Origin of the sequence: Pseudomonas sp. 9AZ (assembly GCF_902506525.1) — a bacterium.
Taxonomy (GTDB): Bacteria; Pseudomonadota; Gammaproteobacteria; order Pseudomonadales; family Pseudomonadaceae; genus Aquipseudomonas; species Aquipseudomonas peli.
In genome coordinates, this window is the sequence record NZ_LR733840.1 from 841,804 (window position 1) to 860,439 (window position 18,636).

Annotated in this window: 12 protein-coding genes and 2 pseudogenes; 6 read left to right on the plus strand and 8 right to left on the minus strand. The window is 61.2% G+C overall.

Features of this window, described 5'->3' with window-relative positions:
• Positions 1–127: 127 nt before the first annotated feature.
• Positions 128–2,764, plus strand: coding sequence for a DEAD/DEAH box helicase (locus ALTER154_RS04100; RefSeq protein WP_160085366.1), 2,637 nt, complete (start codon positions 128–130; stop codon positions 2,762–2,764).
• A gap of 13 nt (positions 2,765–2,777) precedes the next feature.
• Here the strand turns inward: ALTER154_RS04100 and ALTER154_RS04105 are convergent, their stop codons facing one another.
• Together ALTER154_RS04105 and ALTER154_RS04110 are read right to left on the minus strand one after the other, a co-directional pair.
• Positions 2,778–3,281 carry a phosphate-starvation-inducible protein PsiE gene (locus ALTER154_RS04105; protein ID WP_372239913.1) on the minus strand — a complete coding sequence of 168 codons (504 nt, stop codon included), beginning with the start codon at positions 3,279–3,281 and terminating at the stop codon, positions 2,778–2,780.
• Between the two features lie 121 nt (positions 3,282–3,402).
• Positions 3,403–4,584 (minus strand): diguanylate cyclase domain-containing protein, encoded by a 1,182-nt coding sequence (locus tag ALTER154_RS04110; RefSeq protein WP_160085367.1) that lies wholly within the window; start codon positions 4,582–4,584, stop codon positions 3,403–3,405.
• Between the two features lie 144 nt (positions 4,585–4,728).
• On the opposite strand from ALTER154_RS04110, the gene ALTER154_RS04115 reads away from it, so the two are divergent.
• Together ALTER154_RS04115 and ALTER154_RS04120 are read left to right on the plus strand one after the other, a co-directional pair.
• Positions 4,729–5,727 (plus strand): MBL fold metallo-hydrolase, encoded by a 999-nt coding sequence (locus tag ALTER154_RS04115; protein ID WP_160085368.1) that lies wholly within the window; start codon positions 4,729–4,731, stop codon positions 5,725–5,727.
• A gap of 147 nt (positions 5,728–5,874) precedes the next feature.
• Positions 5,875–6,135 carry a YebG family protein gene (locus ALTER154_RS04120; protein WP_108485834.1) on the plus strand — a complete coding sequence of 87 codons (261 nt, stop codon included), beginning with the start codon at positions 5,875–5,877 and terminating at the stop codon, positions 6,133–6,135.
• Between the two features lie 65 nt (positions 6,136–6,200).
• Here ALTER154_RS04120 and ALTER154_RS04125 read toward each other — a convergent pair whose 3' ends face one another.
• Both ALTER154_RS04125 and ALTER154_RS04130 read right to left on the minus strand, forming a co-directional pair.
• Positions 6,201–7,220: a Glu/Leu/Phe/Val dehydrogenase dimerization domain-containing protein gene (locus tag ALTER154_RS04125; protein WP_160085369.1), complete on the minus strand. Its 1,020-nt coding sequence runs from the start codon at positions 7,218–7,220 to the stop codon at positions 6,201–6,203.
• Positions 7,221–7,286: 66 nt separating this feature from the next.
• The gene (locus ALTER154_RS04130) at positions 7,287–8,018 is read right to left on the minus strand and encodes a hypothetical protein (RefSeq protein ID WP_160085370.1); all 732 of its coding nucleotides are present in this window, start codon (positions 8,016–8,018) and stop codon (positions 7,287–7,289) included.
• 115 nt (positions 8,019–8,133) lie between these two features.
• Between ALTER154_RS04130 and ALTER154_RS04135 the strand changes: the two genes are divergently transcribed.
• On the plus strand, positions 8,134–8,937 hold the full coding sequence (locus tag ALTER154_RS04135) for a transglutaminase family protein (RefSeq protein WP_160085371.1): 804 nt from the start codon (positions 8,134–8,136) through the stop codon (positions 8,935–8,937).
• Here ALTER154_RS04135 and ALTER154_RS21175 read toward each other — a convergent pair.
• From ALTER154_RS21175 to ALTER154_RS04150, 4 genes and pseudogenes are all read right to left on the minus strand, one after another.
• Positions 8,934–9,119: pseudogene (locus ALTER154_RS21175) on the minus strand (response regulator transcription factor); the annotation flags it as partial. The gene ALTER154_RS04135 and the pseudogene ALTER154_RS21175 sit on opposite strands and share 4 nt — an antisense overlap.
• 126 nt (positions 9,120–9,245) lie before the next feature.
• Positions 9,246–11,474, minus strand: a pseudogene (locus ALTER154_RS04140) (helix-turn-helix transcriptional regulator); the annotation flags it as partial.
• Between the two features lie 155 nt (positions 11,475–11,629).
• On the minus strand, positions 11,630–13,000 hold the full coding sequence (locus ALTER154_RS04145; protein WP_160085373.1) for a DUF1329 domain-containing protein: 1,371 nt from the start codon (positions 12,998–13,000) through the stop codon (positions 11,630–11,632).
• A 29-nt stretch (positions 13,001–13,029) separates the two neighbouring features.
• A complete protein-coding gene (locus ALTER154_RS04150; protein ID WP_160085374.1) occupies positions 13,030–14,781 on the minus strand; it encodes a DUF1302 domain-containing protein in 1,752 nt (583 codons plus the stop codon).
• Between the two features lie 566 nt (positions 14,782–15,347).
• Between ALTER154_RS04150 and gcvH the strand changes: the two genes are divergently transcribed.
• Positions 15,348–15,731, plus strand: a complete 384-nt coding sequence (gcvH, locus tag ALTER154_RS04155; RefSeq protein WP_090248917.1) for a glycine cleavage system protein GcvH — start codon at positions 15,348–15,350, stop codon at positions 15,729–15,731.
• Positions 15,732–15,740: 9 nt separating this feature from the next.
• Complete coding sequence (gcvP, locus tag ALTER154_RS04160) at positions 15,741–18,593, plus strand: aminomethyl-transferring glycine dehydrogenase (RefSeq protein WP_160085375.1); 2,853 nt, start codon at positions 15,741–15,743, stop codon at positions 18,591–18,593.
• Positions 18,594–18,636 lie beyond the last annotated feature (43 nt).

An 18,636-nucleotide genomic window follows, 5' to 3' on the forward strand; every position in this document is an offset into this window, starting at 1 on the left:
CGCAGCTTGCGCACCATGAGCCTGAAAACAGCCTGCTAATCCCACGCTGGCTGTGCAAGAATCATCGGCTGCCTTCGAGAAAGCTGCCCATGCCACGATTCATCTACTCGCCCGCCCGGTGCCTCTGATGGCCCTCGACATCCTGCATCTACGCCAGGAAGACTGGCGCGCAGAATTCGGCGACGGCGACTTGCTGCGCGGTCAGGCCTATGCCGCACAAGGCCGCAGCCGTTTGCTCAGCCTCAAAGACAGCACCCTGTTGGCCAGCTGCCGTGGCTCCGGTGCGCAAACCTATCAACAGCGCATCACCCTGCATCATTACGGCCAGGGCTGGGGCGTAACCGGCCATTGCAGCTGCCCGGTGGGCTTCAACTGTAAACACGTGGCCAGCGCCCTACTCACCCTGCAAACCCAGCAGGAACAAGGCGTCGACCTCTCGCCACTGATCGTCAGCAGCCCGCAGGCCCGCGAAGAGTGCCTGGAAAACCTGCAGCCCAGCCCAGTACTGAGCCTCGGCAGCCTGGTGCGCGTGCACTTCGATGCGCGCAAGGGCCGTATGCAGGAGCAGACCCAGCACCGTGCCGCATTGGCCTTCGATTACCAGGGCCACCTGGCCTCCGGCAAACAGGGTAAAGACCTGCTGATCAAGCAGAGCGCCCAGCACAGCCTGCGCATCGTGCGTGACATCAGCGCTGAAACCCAGCTGCGCAAACGCCTGGAACAAACAGGCCTGCAAGTGGCACTGCGGCAGAGCGAAGCGCTGCCGGAAAGCGCCGGCGAAGCTTACGAGCAACCCAGTGAGACTGCCTGGTTGCAGTTTATTCGTGAGCATCTGCCAGCGCTGCGCGCAGAGGGCTGGCAAATCCGCATGCAGCCGGACTTCCAGTTCAACCTGGTACAGGTCGATGACTGGTACGCCGAAGTCGAAGAAGATCCCGAGCAAACCTGGTTCGATCTGGAACTGGGGATCGAGGTCGAAGGCCAGCGCATCAGCCTGTTGCCGATTCTGCTGCAAGCCATCCGCCGCGCACCCTGGCTGCTCAATGGCGAGGCGCTAAACAAGCGCGATGACGATGAGGTGCTGCTGGTCAGCCTGCCGCATAACCACAAGCGCGTGGCCCTGCCGCTGGCGCGACTGAAACCGCTGCTGGCAACCCTGGGCGAGCTGTTCGTGCGCGAGCCGGGCGAGTCCAGCCAGCGTCTGCGCCTGTCGCGCCTGGATGCCGCACGGCTGAATCACCTGCAAGAAGGCCCGGCAATCAGCTGGCAAGGCGGCGGCCCGCTGCGCGACTTCGCCGAACGCCTGCAGCGGCTGGACAGCGCCACCTTGCAAGCGCCCGCCGGCTTGCAAGCGGAGCTGCGGCCCTATCAGCTGCAAGGTCTGGCCTGGATGCAGGGCCTGGCTGAGCTGGAGGTCGGCGGCCTGCTGGCCGATGACATGGGCCTGGGCAAAACCCTGCAGACCCTCGGCCATATCCTCTGCGAGTTCAACGCCGGACGTTTGCAGCAGCCGGCACTGATCGTCATGCCCACCAGCCTGATTCCCAACTGGCAGGATGAAGCCGCGCGCTTCACCCCGCAGCTCAAGGTGCTGGCCCTGCACGGGCCGAAACGTCGTGCGCTGTTCAAGCAGATCGACGAGCACCAGATCATCCTCACCACCTACGCCCTGCTGCCGCGCGACCTCAAGGCATTGAGCGCCTACCGCTATCGCCTGCTGATTCTCGATGAAGCGCAGAACATCAAGAACCCACGCAGCAAGGCCGCCGTCGCCGCAGGGCAACTGCAGGCCGGGCAACGTCTGTGCCTGACCGGCACGCCGCTGGAGAATCACCTCGGCGAGCTGTGGTCGCTGTTCAACTTCCTCATGCCTGGCTGGCTGGGCGACAGCAAAAGCTTTACCCGCGACTACCGCACACCGATTGAAAAAAACGCCAACCAGCAGCGCCTGACGCACCTAACCGGGCGGATCAAGCCCTTTATCCTGCGCCGCACCAAGGAGCAGGTGGCCAGCGAGCTGCCGCCGAAAACCGAAATCACCCACTGGGTCGAACTCAGCGCGGCGCAGCGCGACCGCTACGAAACCCTGCGCCTGGCCATGGACCAGAAGGTCCGTGCAGAGATTGCCCGCCAGGGTCTGGCGCGCAGTCAGATCGTGATTCTCGAAGCGCTTTTACGCCTGCGCCAGGCCTGCTGCGACCTGCGCCTGCTCGGCGATGAGGGCGACAGCAATCTAACCAGCCTGGATTCCGGCAAGCTCAGCGGTCTGCTGGAAATGCTTGAAGAGTTGTTTGCCGAAGGCCGGCGGGTGCTGCTGTTCTCGCAGTTCACCTCGATGCTGGCGTTGATCGAAGCCGAATTGAAGGCGCGCAACATTCCCTACGCCAAGCTCACCGGTAGCACCCAGGACCGGCGCACCCCGGTGCAGCAGTTTCAGGCCGGCGAACTGCCGATCTTCCTGATCAGCCTGAAAGCCGGCGGCTCGGGCCTGAACCTGACCGCCGCCGACACGGTGATCCACTTCGACCCGTGGTGGAACCCCGCCGCCGAAGCACAAGCCAGCGACCGCGCCTATCGCATCGGCCAGGACAAGCCGGTGTTCGTCTACAAACTGATCGCCCGTGGCAGCGTGGAAGAGAAGATCCAGCAGCTGCAACAGGCCAAAGCCAACCTGGCCCGCGGCGTGCTGGAAGGCGGCAGCCAGACCCAGCTGCAGCTCAGCGAAGACGACCTGCAGGCGCTGTTTGCGCCGTTAAGCGACTGATCAGCCCTACGCCTCAGTCATCGCTCTGCGCATCATCACGCTCGGCCGCTTCATCCGCCGCATTGGTCTTTTTCCGCGCACCGCCGGCCTGCACTGCGGGGAAGCGCGAAGAGGCATAGCGCACCACAAAGATCGCCAGCGCCAGCAACAGAATCGCCCCGGAGACCATCACCACACCCATGTCGGGCTTATGGTTATGCGAGATATCGGAAATCATCAGGCGGGTCAGCGCGGTAATCGCCACATAGATCATGAAGCGGATCGGCATGTGGTTGGTCTTGAAATAGATCCCCACCATCGCCGCCAACTCGAGGTAGATAAACAGCAGCAGGATGTCGTCTACCGTGATATGGCCCTTCTCCAGCATGCCAAGAAAGGCCATGATCGCGGCCCAGGCGGTGATGGCGCCGATGGCGAACAGCGCCAGGTAGTGGAACGCCTCCATCAACAGATTGCCCAGCGATTCCGCCAGCCCATGCATGCGCTCGCGGGCGCGTTCAGCCAGATTGTCCTTCACGATCCTTGCACTCCCAAAATCGACGGTCCGCTCCAACGCGGAATGTACCTGCACCATGCAGAAACAAGACCAGCTCTCAGGAGATGGCACTCACGTGGGCCAAGACACGTCCCAGGGCGCATCAGAGCGCCGCGGCTGGAATGGCGCTGCTGGACTCAGGCCAGGCGAAACAATGCTTACCAGCTTCCTTGGCCCGATACATGGCAGTATCCGCTGCCGCCACCAGGCGACGCCGGTCTTCACCATGCTGAGGAAACTGCGCCATACCGATGCTCACGCCCACTCGCACATGCGGCATCTCTTCCAGCAGCGGCGTATCCAGTGCAGTAATCATGCGGGCGGCCAGGCACTCGATAGCCGCCACATCCCCTTCGGCCACCACGGCAAATTCATCGCCACCTAACCGAGCCAATACCTCGCCCTCGCGCAGTAACGTCCGCCAGCGCTGAGCAATGGCCTTGAGCACACGGTCGCCAGTGGCGTGACCATGTTCATCGTTGACCGGTTTGAAGCCATCGAGATCCAGGTAGATCAGCGCCAGCGGCCGCTCGGCGCGCCGCGCCAAGGCCAGGGCCTGATCGAGGCTATCGTTAAAGACGCGACGATTTGGCAGCTGAGTCAGGGCGTCATGCTGCGATTCAAAGGCCAGACGTTTTAGCAGCTCCTCACGCTCGCGCAGGTCACGGCGCAGGTCGAGGTAGGTCAGGCCGAGCAGTCCAAGCATCAGCAACGCCACCGCACTGCCGCCCCAGATGGCGACTTGCGAGCGAACATCGGTGCTTTCATGCAGCGCTTCAAGCTCATCACTGACGTTGCCCTCCAGGCTGCTAATCCGCTCACGCAGCTCATCCATGTAACGCCGGCCCTGATTGTCCATCACGCGCTGGCGGGCAGCTTCAGCGCCAGCCAAACGACGCAGTGCGATGGTTTCGCTTAGCTCGGTCATTTTAAACTCGGCGAGCTGCTCAATCCGCGCGATGTCGTCGGCGTACATCTCCATCAACGGTATCGCGCGCAACGCTTGAAACTGGCTGTGCAAGTGCTGCACCGCCACGTTATAGGGTTGTAAAAATGACTCTTCGCCCGTCAGCAGAAAGCCGCGCTGCCCAGTCTCGGCATCCTTGAGCAAGGACAGGGTTTCACTGAGCTGATAAAGCGAGGTGTGTAGCACCTCAACACGCTGCCCGTCGATCAAGTGGGCGCGGCTGCCCCAGATGGCACCGACAATGACGAATAGACTGAGATAGGCAACAGCCAACAGGGCCAGCAATTTGCGCTCGACTCGACCCGCAGACAGCAACATGGTGCACCTCACAGAGAGCCGATGGCGTGCCGAATAGTAGAGTTGGCCACTGCGCCCAACAATAGCTTATGGCGACAATGTACAAGTATTTCGTCTCAGCTGTATAAGCTGCGTATAGGTTTCTAACCACACGAGGACATCAGCATGCCAAGCTCATTCACCCGCACTCGGTTGTTTAGCGCACTGCTTGCAGCCCAGACCCTGATCCTGGGCTACACCCTGCCCCTGAGTGCCAATGCGGCGCCGGTGGCCAAACAGCAGAATCAGGTCGCCGGCTTCTACCGCATGACCCTGGGCGAATTCGAAGTGACGGCGCTGTACGACGGCTACGTTGACCTCGACAGCAAAATCCTCACCGGCGCCAGCGCCGAGGATATCCAGAGCCTGCTGGCGCGCATGTTCGTTGACTCCAGTAAGGGCGTGCAAACCGCCGTCAACGCTTACCTGATCAATACAGGCAGCCACTTGGTGCTGGTCGACACGGGGGCGGCGCAATGCTTCGGGCCAACCCTGGGCGTGGTGCAGAACAACCTTAAAGCTTCCGGTTATAGCCCGGAACAGGTGGACACTGTGCTGCTCACCCACCTGCACCCCGACCATGCCTGCGGCCTGCTGAACAGCGACGGCCAGGCCGCCTACCCGAATGCCAGCGTCTACGTGCCCCAGGCCGAAGCGGATTTCTGGCTTAGCGATGAGGCGGCTGCAAAGGCCCCGGAGCCCATGCGCGGCATGTTCCAGATGGCCAAGCAGTCCGTGGCACCCTACGACGCTCAGCAGCGTCTCAAGTTGTACGCCCCGGACAGCGCACTGCTCCCAGGCGTCAGCTTGGTGCCGAGCAACGGCCACACCCCCGGTCATAGCTCCTACCTGTTCACCTCACAGAACCAGAGCCTGCTGGTCTGGGGCGATATTGTGCACAGCCACGCGGTGCAGTTCGCCAAGCCGGAAGTGGTGATCGAGTTCGACATCGACAGCACACAGGCCAAGGCTACGCGCCAGCAGATATTCGCCAACGCCAGCCGCGAAAAACTCTGGGTGGCTGGTGCGCATATGCCCTTCCCAGGGCTGGGCCATGTGCGCAAAGAAGGTGCAGGCTACGCCTGGGTACCGGCCGAGTTCGGCCCGCTGCGCAGCGACCGCTGAACGGCTGTGACGCACAGAATCGGCTATGGTGTTAGCCGGCATGGCAATTGCTGCTGGTCAAATGCTGGCGAGTTCTTTATGCTCGCAACCACTGTACAGATAAACAGTTAACTGCAACCTATTAGCGTGAAGGCGTAGAGGTGATGAATGGCCGTCGAAGTGGTGTACCGCAGCAGCCGGGATTTGGAGCGTTTGTTCATGGATAAAGCCGAAGCCGATCGTCATGACAAAATGCTCGAACTGGCCGAGCTGCTCACCGAAGTGCTGCAAAAAGCCGTGCCATCGCTGAATGAAACCCAGGGTGAAGAGCTGGGTATCTACATGGCGAAGAACCGCGACATTTTCGCCAAGGCATTCAAGAACCAGCCTGATGCCTTGAGTGAACTGAGCGAACCGGCTGCCGAGTAACGCCGGCGGCAGTCAATAAAACCCCAGTCCATGACTGGGGTTTTGCGTTTTTATCAGTGCCACATTCAGCCATACAACAAGCGCTCGGCAATCGCATCGGCGACCCTTGCCGGTGAGCGCTTGTCGGCCTGGGCATGGCCGAATATCTCGGTCAGCCGCCGGCTGATCTGCGTCAAATGCGCGGTGATTGCCGGCAGAGGCTCCCCCTGATGCTTCAGCGCCACGTAGATCAAGCCGCCCGCATTGATCACATAATCCGGCGCATACAAAATCCCCCGCGCCTGCAGGCTGTCGGAAATATCGGCACTGGCCAATTGGTTATTCGCTGCGCCCGCCACTGCCGAGCAACGCAGTTGCCCGACGCTTGTGCTGTTCAGCACACCCCCTAACCCGCATGGCGCCAGGATGTCGCAGGGCGTGGCGAGCAGGGCTTCGCTGGCCACCGGCCGCGCACCCAGCTGTTCAACTGCCAGCTGAACGCGGCCGTGATCCAAGTCGCTGACCAACAATTCGGCCCCCGCAGCATGCAGCTGCTCGGCCAGCGCAAAGCCAACATTGCCCAGCCCCTGAATCGCTACCCGCAAACCTTCCAGGTTGTCACTGCCCAGGCGCGCCAGGGCGGTTGCGCGGATACCGGCAAACACACCCAGCGCCGTGTGCGGTGACGGATCCCCCTCGGCCGTGGTGCTGGTGACATGCTGGGTGTGCTGAGCGATGCAGTCCATGTCAACGCTGGAAGTACCGCTGTCCATCGCGGTGATGTAGTGGCCGTTAAGGGTGTCGATAAAGCGCCCGAAGGCTTCAAACAACGCGCCACGATTCTCGACATGCGCAGGACGGATGATCACCGCTTTGCCGCCGCCCTGCGCCAAGCCGGCCAGCGCGGCCTTGTAACTCATGCCCTTGGCCAGCCGCAGGGCATCGTCCACGGCACTCTGTTCATCGGCATAGGGCAGGTATCGACAACCGCCCAGCGCAGGGCCAAGGCGGCTGTTGTGAATAGCAATGATGGCCTTAAGGCCTGTGGCCGGGTCATCGGCAAAATGCAGCGACTCCAGCCGAGCGCTTTCCATCAGGGTAAACATGCTGTCGCTCCCCTACTGCGTTGCTCATCAGTATAGGCAGCACTACTGATCACACCCCGCCGGTGATCAGTTCACCAGCAGGGTGACAATCTGTTCGCTGTAGCGGTTCACGACAAAGGGCAGCGAGCGCTCGCGGTATTCCAGCAGCGGCTGTTCAATGTAATTCCAGATCACCTGCACCTGGCCCCACTTTTTACGTTGCTCGGCACTGCCGGCCAGGGTTAGCTGCAGCTGCTCAAGCCGCTGGCGAAAGGCCTTGGCCAGCACGTCCACAGGCTCAAAGCGTTCCTGCGCGCTGTCGTACACCGCCGATCCGGAGTCAAAACTGGCGGCCTCACGCACATACTCAGCAGCAATTTGCTGCATCAGGATGGCCTGACGCAGGTCCAACGTCGGTGATGCGGCCGGCGCTAACGCCTGCTGCTGCCGATTGAGTTGCAGCAGGTCATGGGCGCTCTGCGAAAGCGTATCGAGGGCATAAAAATCAATCGCTTCGTAGTTCAACCGGGCATTGTTCAGCAACACCGCCTGAAAATGCTGCGCCTGTTGCTGCAACGGCGCTGGCAACGCCTCAGGGTGCGCAGTTAACAAACCGGCGAAATGCTGAACTTCTGTCTCCAGGCGTGCCTGCACGTCAGGTGACCCCTGCTCCAAACGCAATAAGTGAAACAGCGTTAGCAGCCGGTACGTTGACAACTCTTGAGCCAGGAGCGGCGCTTGCGAAGCCTGTGCCGCGCTCAGCACAGGGCTCATCAGTATCAGCACGATCAGGGTGTAACGGCGAAGGGTTGCAGGCATGCTTGGCGTCCTTGTTCAACAACACAGCAGCCACACTGCCACAGCCCTGAAACAACAATGTACTGGACGAAGGTTAGGCGCTTGACTACAAAGCCAGAGACCCTGGGAGAATGTGATGACCCCACGCGCTGCCTGCCTTGCCTGCCTGGAACAAACACCACCTGCGCTGTTTGAGGCTGCGCTGTGGATTGCCGTGGAACACCAGCCCACGCTGCAACCGACCGACGTGCTGCAACGGCTCAACGGTTTGCAGCAGCAGGTCAGTCAGGGGTTGCCTAACCTGCCGCTGCAGGAGCTGGCGCAACCGCTGCTGCGTCGGCTGAGTGAGCTGGACTTCCATGAGGACGACGAACGCCCGCTACGGCCAAGGGCCGCGTTGCTGGATCAGCTGTTGTTGCGCCGCCGCGGCCAGCCGCTCACTCTGGCCCTACTGGCACTGGAGCTGGCCAGGCGCCTGGGAATTCCATTACAGGGGGTCAATTTTCCCGGGCATTTCCTGCTACGCGTACCCGGCGCCGACCATCTACTCGACCCTTGCAGCGGCCGGCGGCTGTATACCCGCGAGTGCCGCGAGCTGCTGCAACGCCATCTGGGGCCGACTGCCGAATTAAACGCCAGCCAACTGCAGCCTTGCGACGCACGCAGCATGGTGCAGCGCCTGTCGCGCAACCTGCGGCAACTGCATCAACTGGACGATGATCCGCTGGCCGCGCTGCGCGATGCCGAGCGCGTGCTGCTGCTCGGCACGCCAACATTGCAGGACCACCTGGCCCGCGCCGAGATTTATCAACGGCTCGACTGCCCGCAGGGCGAGCGCTTCGATCTGCAGTGCGCCCTGCTGCTCAGCGATGACCCGGCGCAGCACCTGCAACTCAGCCAACGCCTACGCCTGCTCAGCGCCAGCCCAGCGCTGCACTAGAAGAAGCCCAACGCCTTGGCCTTGGCCACCGCCTGAGTGCGCCGCGCCACCCCCAGCTTGCCGTTGATTCGGCGTGCATGGGTTTTCACTGTGTGCAGGGATATAAACAGCTGCTCGGCCACTTCCTGATTGGACAGCCCCTGGGCTATCAACCCAAGCACCGCCAACTCACGGCTGCTCAGCGCATTGCTGCTGGCGACGGTCACAGCAGACGGCGTGCCCTCCACCGGGCTCTTCACGCGGAACCACGGACGTCGATAGCCCAGGCGCTGCTGCAGTGCCTGGCCGATTTGCCGAGCCTGTTCAGCACCCGTCTTATCGTCACAGGCCGCACAGGCATCGGCATAGCTCAGCCATAAGTCGCTGACCAGGGCCTGCCTACCCTGCTCAGCCACCTTCGCCAACAACTGCCGCAGAGGCTCGCGCACATCCTCACCCTGCATGCGGTCCAATTGCAGCAATAACGCTTGAAACCGCGGAATCAGCTCGGGAAAGTTCGGCGTCGGCAACACCGCTTTAACCCGCTGCTCATAACTCAATACCCGAGTCGCCGCGACGCGCGCCCGCGCATAGTGGCCCTGGGCAATCCACAGGTGACTGCTGGCCAACAATAGGGTGCCGCGGTACAGGGTTTCATTGACGCGCTGACGCTGCATCTGTCGTTCAGCCTGGCCAAGGTGAGCAAAGGCTGTGGCCATATCACCCTGCCCCATCGCCAACTCGGCCAGGCCGAGGTAGCCATGAAACGCGCTTGGATCGCCACAGACAAGAGCATTTTCAAGTCCGCGCTGCAGCGCTACCTCCGCTTCATCTGCACGCCCCTGGCGCAGTTGCAGACGCCCCAGACGCAACTCAAGCCGCGCCAGCACCGGTGTGTTGCGTAAAGCGGTCGGTGCAGTTGCCGTCAGCACCCGCTGCAGCAGCGTTTCGGCGCGGGCAAACTCACCCCGCGTTTCCAGCAACAGGGCGTGGTCCAGTTCAAGCAGGGCTTCAAACACTGGGTTGCCATGCAGGCGCGCCTGCTTCAACGCTTCAAAACTGAGCTTCTGTGCCACCTCAAGCTGACCTTCGCCAATGGCCACCAAGGTCAATGCCGAACGACATAGCAACGACTGCGCCCACGCACTTTGCGGCAGCCCTTGCAGAGCATCATGCAGGTGGGCGCGAGCATCCACGGCACAGACTCGGCCGTAGGCGATGATGCCCTGAATAGCTTGCCAGTGAGCGAACAGCTCACGGGTTCGCGCGCCATCGCTGCGCGGCTGAAAGCGTGCCAGTTGATTGATACAGGTCTGCGCTTCATCCAGACGGCCAACCAGTAGCAGCACCCAGGCATTCAGCAGAATCAGCCGTGGCGTGCTGCACAGCAGGCTGTCCGGCAGCTCGCTGCGCCAGCGCAGAATCAGCGCCAGGTCCTGCCCTTGCAGCACCTGCTCCTCGGTAAAACGCTCAAGAAAACTGCCGGCCACGTCCGGTTGCCCGGCCAGCAAGGCGTGCTCTACCGCTGCGCGAATATCACCATGACTGGCAAACCATTGACTGGCATGCACATGCAACGCGCTGCACGGCAGATTCATGGCCTGCCGCTGCAGCAACCGAGCCAGCGGTGGGAATAGCACATACCAGCCCTTGGCTGTGTCCAGTTCCTGAATAAATACGCCACGCTCAATCAGCGCTCGCAACCACTGCGCGCCTTCGCCGACACCAAACAAGTAGTCACAGAGCGACGGATTGAATCGCGGCAACTGGGCCAGTTGCTCAAGTATGCGCAACAGCTCATCGGGCAACGGTTGCAGCACCTCGCGCTCGACATACTCGACCAGCAGTTGGTCATGTTCGCCGTCCTGCGGTGCGCTCAGCGCAGCCGGCTCGGCTTGAGCCGCCAACAGCACTAGGCGCAAGGCCGCCGGCCAGCCTTGGGTCAGTGTATGCAGGGCGTGCGCCCAGGCGTTTCGGCCAGGGTCCAGCTGTTGCAGCCAGGCCAGCACCTCTGCTTCATTGAAGGCCAGCTCACTGCTACCCAACTCGAGCAGCTCGCCCTCCAGCAGCAGGCGGGAAAGGTTACAGACCGGCCGCCGCCGGCTGCCCAGCCACCAACAAATGCCAGGGGGGGTGACCATCAGCAGCTGATTGAGGTACGCATCGAGGGCGAGATTCGGCTGCGCCGGGTAGTCATTGAGCATGATCCACAGCGGCCGCGACTCCTGCGCCAAGGTCTCCAGCAACTCACCACTGCTGAGGTCTGCGGGGTAATTGAGGAGTTTGCCGAGCTGCTGCGCCAGCTGTTCAGCATGCCAGCCTTCACCTGCACAGCTCAGCCAGAGCAGGTGATGCGTGGCCGGGCACTCTCGGGCGCAATCTGCCAGCAGTACGGTTTTACCAAACCCGGCCGGACCGACTAGCAAGCGCAGGCGGCAGTCGTGCGACAAAAGCCGCTGCTGCAGGGATAGCCGAGCGATATGCCCAGGTGGCGGGCGTTGTACGCCGCCACACGCGGACGCTGTGGCGCTTTGCGGGAAAGGCGCTAATGCGTTCATGACGGCTCGTTTTATTGTTCTTGCAGGAACCGGATTGCTGCAGGCTAAACCTCAACATCTATCGCTCACAGCTCTATCACGAGAGGTGATGGCCAACGATAAAAAAGGCGGCCCGAAGGCCGCCCAATCACGGAGTATTTCGTGCAGTGTGCGGCCTAACGAACGCCGGAGCTGCGCAAGGCGGCTGGCGTGTAGTCGGCAGCGGTGGCTTTGAAACCAAAGTTATACGCCGACTTCTCTTCGTTTTTCATGCCCAGAGCCAAGTAACGACCGGCCACCAGGTCATACAACGCTTCCAGGGTGTAGCCCGGCACTTGATGGTTGTAGTAGTGCTGCGCATGTCCTTCGGCAACACGCCAAAGCTGACCACGGCCATCGTAGTGATCAACCAGTGCGATCTGCCAGCTGTCCTCGTCGATGTACATATGGCGCTTGGCATAGATGTGCCGCTCGCCGCTCTTCAACGTGGCAACCACTTCCCAGACGCGGTGCAGCTCGTAGCGTGTCAGCTCCTGGTTGATGTGTCCGGCCTTGATCACGTCGTCGTACGACAGCGCCGGCGAATCCAGCTTGTAGCTGTTATAGGGAATGTACATTTCCTTTTTGCCGATCAGTTGCCAGTCATACCGATCCGGCGCGCCCGAGAACAAATCGAAGTTATCGGCCGTACGCATGCCGTCAGCAGCAGTACCCGGACCGTCGTAAGCCACCTGCGGTGCGCGGCGTACTCGGCGTTGACCGGCGTTGTAGATCCAGGCCAGACGCGGCTCTTTCACCTGATCAATGGTCTCGTGCACCAGCAGCACGTTACCCGCCAGACGTGAAGGCGCGGTCACCCGCTGCTTGAAATACAGCAGGATATTGCTGCCCTTGGCCGGATCAAGATCGGGCATGTCCGCCGGGAAGGCCACCTCGTCCTCGAACTTCACCAAGCTGTATGAGCCATTGGTCTGCGGCGTGGCCTGCGTCACCACGCGACGGGTGTTACCGCCCCGGTAACGGGTGATGTGGTTCCAAATCACCTCAACCCCAGTCTTGGGAATGGGGAAGGCGTAGTAACGGCTGGCGTTGAAGTTCTGCAGGCCGTTCCCGCCGTCAACGGGCGTGGTATTGACCGCACTGACCCTGGCTGCCTCGCCGATCGCAGCGGGTACGGATGTAGTCCGATGAGTGGGGTATACCGGGATGGTATAGCTGTCCGAGTAACGCTTGAGCATCGCCATCTGCCCAGCGGAGAGTTTGTCTTTGTACTGCTCGGCATTGGCGGCAGTAATGGTGAAGAGCGGCGTTTCGTTGGCAAAGGGGTCAGCGAGAAACCCCTTGGCGTCGACCGCTGCCGCACTGGTAGACAGGCCACCTTCCCAGGCCGGGATAGTGCCATCGGCATTCCCAGCCATTTCTCCGCCCAGCGGCGTCAAACTGGTGCCCAACTGCGCCGCTTCTTGCTCAGAGACTGCGGCCATCACGCTGCTGGCTAACAACGTCAGCAGCAGCGCACCAGCTTGCAGGATTCTTGTATTTTTCATGGTGTACGGATCCTTTTGCACTGCGTTGATCAGAAGTTCACACCGAAGCTCAGGGCAACAAAGTCACGGTCGACGTTGGTGTTGTAATCCCCACCAAAGAAGTCGGTGTAACTGAGGCTGGCGTTGTAGGTGTTCTGGTAGTCAGCATTCAGGCCCAGGCTCACCGCCTTGCTACCTTCACTGAAGTTGGGGCCATAGCCATCGACGTCATGCGACCAGGCAATGCTTGGCGAGAGGTTGACCCCGGCGAAGACGTTGCTGTAGTCGAGACTGGCGCGCAGACGGTAGCCCCAGGAGCTGCTGGTAAAGAAACCATCGTCATTACACTGGTCAGGGTTGGCGGTGTTCACCCCTGCCGTACAGGTCGTGTTGGGGTTGAGCTGACCAATGCCATAGACCGGATCGCGACCGAAACGCAGCTCGCCGAGATCATCACTGATGCCACTGACATGGTTGTAACCCACCTCGCCCACCAGGGTCAGGCGACTGGCTCCGAGCACTCGGTCGAAAAACTGCACCGCCGAGACTTGCGCCTGGGTCACTGGCTTGCGCACGTAACCGGCCACTTCCTCACCCACGGCATTGCGCCCATGACCGCTGGTAAATACCGGTGAAAACCCCTGGCGCAGAGATGCAAAGGTCATGTCCGTGGAGTTGATACCAATTGGCATGTTAGGCCGGTAACTGAGTTCACCCGACAACGCAGTGCCTTCAACGTTGGTCTGGAAACTGACGCCGTAGAGACGAATATCTTCCGGGTACTCCAGAAAATAGCGGGCAGCCTGTGGCGCCCCGGTGCCGACAATGATGCTGCCGCTCGGGCTACGGCTGTGGTAATTCATCGCATACAGACCGAATTCCGTGTCGTTCAGCGACTCGGCAAACCAGCGCAGGGCAACGCCGAACTGCCCACTGTCGCGCGCATCACGATCCCCTCCGCGCGGAATGAACACCGGATTACCTGGCGCACCGGTGTTTTTTGACGCATCAGGCGCGACGTCAGCCCCGGCGACCACCAGGCGGTCGTTACAGCCATCGGCGGCCGTGTCGCTGGGTGCAAAGAACGTCCCGCAGTTATCGATAACAGTCTGGTCCCACTCCAGCTGGTAGAACGCTTCCATGCTGACGGTGTCGGTCAAGCTCTGCGAGACATAGAGCATGTTGACCGGAATCAGCCCCTCCTTGATCTCCGCACCAGGCCGGCGAAACGCTGCAGCATCCACGGGGTTGATCGAGTTGATCGAGTTGCCGATAAAGGTGCTCTCACCCCAGCTGACCACTTGCTTACCAACCCGCACACTGCCCGGCATGCTACCCAGGTTGTAGTTGTGATAAATGAAGGCATCGAGAATTTCCGCGCCAGAGGCTTGTGCCGCCGTCTTGCGGTTGTGGTCGTCGATGTCATACAGCAGTCGGCTTTCGTCCTTGGTCTCGAAGTCGTACCAATACTTGCCGCGAATAAACACGCCGGTATCCCCGTACTTCAATTCAAGGTCGTGAATGCCTTTGAAGATCTTCGAAAAGGTTTCGCCTTTCTTGAAGTTCAGGCGGCCGTCATCGTTGGTCTGAGAGGACGCCTTGCCGCCGTTACGTGTACCGATAAAGTCAGGATCGGCACCGCGCACGCTCCAACTGGCCCCCACAGAAAGTGAAGAGTCGAACTGCGCTTCGACATCACCAATATTGAATGTAATAGCCTGGACAGGCGCGACACAGCCAACAGCAATGGCAATCGCCAAAACACTGGGCTGGAAGATGGCATGTCTTGTTCTTGTTCTCATGCGGCTCTCCTGGAAAGCGGGTTTCGTGTTGAGCCTCCACGCTACCCAGCCACCTTGAGTGGGATAAGCGCCCGAAAGAGGTATTTGCCCTGTCAGCCAAAAGAGTGAATACGCCCCTAAAAAGCCAGCCCGCCGCCGATCCATCGACCCGTTCAATGGCGCTTTATAGGGCGGATGAATGACAGTGACGGCCCGTTACGTATTGACCACTGCTGACGTTGCTGCCTGCACCTCCAGGCGCTGTGACTCCAACACAACCCGCAAGCCCAACAAAAACGTATCGATTTAAATACACCGTAATGAAAGCGACACAAACCGTTCAGCCCACGACACCAGAGCCTTTGCGCAGCGCGTGGCGAACGCGCCGATCAGCGGCGTATTGAATTCAATACACACCAACAAAAACCCATACCAACTAAAAGCACTTAAGTTATTGTTTTTATTGATAAAAATAACAATGGCACCTACTTTGCTATGGTCTTTTCACCTTCCGCTCGTGCCCAGCACGCGCGTCCAGCACATCGCCCCCAGCAGAAAGGGCGAGTCACCCCCCTTGAGGAGTACACATGAGCGAATTGCGTTTTACCGTTGAGCACGAATGGCTGCGTCAGGATGCCGATGGCCTGGTTACCGTGGGCATCACCGCCTATGCCCAGGAAGCCCTGGGTGACGTGGTATTCGTTCAGCTGCCGGAAGCCCAGAGCTACGCCGAGGGTGACGAAGTAGCGGTGCTGGAATCGGTAAAAGCTGCGAGCAATATCGCCATGCCGCTGGACGGTGAGGTGGTCGAGGTCAATGGCGAGCTAGAATCCAGCCCTGAGCTGGTCAACGAAGATCCCCTGGGCAAGGGTTGGTTCTTCCGTTTCCGTCCAGCCAATGCCAGCGCGGTAGCCGACCTGCTCGACCAGGCCGCCTACGAGCGCCTGCTCAACGCCAATGCTGACGCCTGAGAGATTGTGATGACCAAGCTGACCACCCAGAACGAATTTGTCGCCCGCCACATCGGCCCACGTGATGCCGATACCGCGGCCATGCTCGAACTGCTCGGCTACGCCAGCATCGACGCACTGACCGATAACGTCATCCCCGAGAGCATCAAGGGCACCAGCGTGCTGGGCTCTCTGCCGGGCCTGTCGGAAGCCGACGCCCTGGCCAAGATCAAGACCATTGCGGCCAAGAACCAGCAGTTCAAAACTTATATCGGGCAGGGCTATCACGGCACTCACACGCCGAGCCCGATCCTGCGCAACCTGCTGGAAAACCCGGCCTGGTACACCGCTTACACCCCGTACCAGCCAGAGATTTCTCAGGGTCGTCTGGAGTCGTTGCTGAACTTCCAGACCCTGATCAGCGACCTCACCGGTATGCAGATCGCCAACGCCTCGCTGCTGGACGAAGCCACCGCCGCTGCCGAAGCCATGACCTTCTGTAAGCGCCTGTCGAAGAACAAGGCCAGCAACGCCTTCTTCGCCTCCCAGCATTGCCACCCACAGACCCTCGACGTGCTGCGCACCCGTGCCGAGCCGCTGGGCATCGAAGTTGTGATCGGCGACGAAGCTGCGATCACTGACGCCAGCGTCTACTTCGGTGCGCTGCTGCAATACCCAGCGAGCAATGGCGACATCTTCGATTACCGCGAGCTGGTCGAGCGTTTCCACGCCGCCAATGCGCTGGTGGCCGTCGCTGCCGACCTGCTGGCACTGACCCTGCTCACTGCACCGGGCGAATTCGGTGCCGACGTGGCCCTGGGCAGCGCCCAGCGCTTCGGTGTGCCGCTGGGCTTCGGTGGCCCACACGCCGCCTATTTCGCCACCCGCGATGCATTCAAGCGCGACATGCCGGGCCGTCTGGTCGGCATGTCCATTGACCGCTTCGGCAAGCCGGCCCTGCGCCTGGCCATGCAGACCCGCGAGCAACATATCCGCCGCGAGAAGGCCACTAGTAACATCTGTACCGCTCAGGTGCTGCTGGCCAACATCGCCAGCATGTACGCGGTGTACCACGGCCCGAAAGGCCTGGTGCAAATCGCTCAGCGCGTGCACCAGTTCACCGCGATCCTGGCTAAGGGCATACGCGCTCTGGGCTACACGGTTGAGCAGGAATTCTTCTTCGACACCCTGACCCTGGCCACCGGCGGCAAAACGGCAGCCCTGCATGCAGCCGCCCGTGCGGCCGGCATCAACCTGCGTGAAATCGATGGCGAGCGCCTGGGCCTGTCCCTCGACGAGACCACCGACCAAGTCGCCGTTGAAGCCCTGCTGGCGGTCTTCGCCGAAGGTAAGACCGTTCCAGCCTTCGCTGAACTGGCTGCCGGCGTAATCGCTCAGCTGCCAAAAGGCCTGCTGCGCGAAAGCGAAATCCTCACTCATCCAGTATTTAACCGCTACCACAGCGAAACCGAGCTGATGCGCTACCTGCGCAAACTGGCCGATAAGGACCTGGCGCTGGACCGCAGCATGATTCCGCTGGGTTCCTGCACCATGAAGCTCAACGCTGCCAGCGAAATGATCCCGGTGACCTGGGCCGAGTTCGGCAACCTGCACCCCTTCGCCCCTGCCGAGCAAAGCCAGGGTTACACTCAGCTGACCACCGAACTGGAAGCCATGCTCTGCGCAGCCACCGGTTACGACGGCATCTCCCTGCAGCCGAACGCCGGCTCCCAGGGCGAGTACGCCGGCCTGCTGGCCATTCGTGCTTACCACCTGAGCCGTGGCGATGATCAGCGCGATATCTGCCTGATCCCCCAGTCGGCCCACGGCACCAACCCGGCCACCGCCAGCATGGTCGGTATGCGCGTGGTGGTGACCGCCTGCGACAGCAGCGGCAACGTCGACATCGCCGACCTCAAGGCCAAAGCCGAAGAGCACAAAGACCGCCTGGCTGCGCTGATGATCACCTACCCGTCGACCCACGGTGTCTTCGAGGAAGGCATCCGCGAAATCTGCGCGATCATTCATGACAACGGCGGCCAGGTGTACATCGACGGCGCCAACATGAACGCCATGGTCGGCCTGTGTGCCCCGGGCAAGTTCGGCGGCGACGTGTCCCACCTGAACCTGCACAAGACCTTCTGCATCCCGCACGGCGGTGGCGGCCCTGGTGTCGGCCCGATTGGCGTGAAAGAACACCTGATCCCCTTCCTGCCCGGCCACGGCCATATGGCCCGTAAGGAAGGTGCCGTCAGCGCCGCACCGTTCGGCAGCGCCAGCATCCTGCCGATCACCTGGATGTACATCAGCATGATGGGCGGCGAAGGCCTCAAGCGCGCCTCGCAGATGGCGATTCTCAACGCCAACTACATCGCCCGCCGCCTGGAAGAGCACTACCCCGTGCTGTATTCGGGCAGCAACGGCCTGGTGGCGCACGAGTGCATCCTGGATATCCGTCCGATCAAGGACAGCAGCGGCATCAGCGTTGACGATGTGGCCAAGCGCCTGATCGACTTCGGCTTCCACGCCCCGACCATGTCCTTCCCGGTCGCTGGCACCCTGATGATCGAGCCGACCGAGAGCGAATCCAAGGAAGAGCTGGACCGTTTCTGCGACGCCATGATCGCCATCCGCAACGAGATTCGTGCGGTGGAAGCTGGCCAGCTGGATGCCAACGACAACCCACTGAAAAACGCCCCACACACCGCACTGGAACTGGTCGGCGAGTGGACTCACGCCTACAGCCGCGAACAAGCCGTGTACCCAGTGGCCAGCCTGATCGAGGCCAAGTACTGGCCGCCGGTCGGCCGCGTGGACAACGTGTTCGGCGACCGCAACCTGATCTGCGCCTGCCCGTCCATCGAGGCGTACCAGGACGCGTGATAACAGCCCGCGGCCCGGAACACCTCCGGGCCGCAGGACTGCT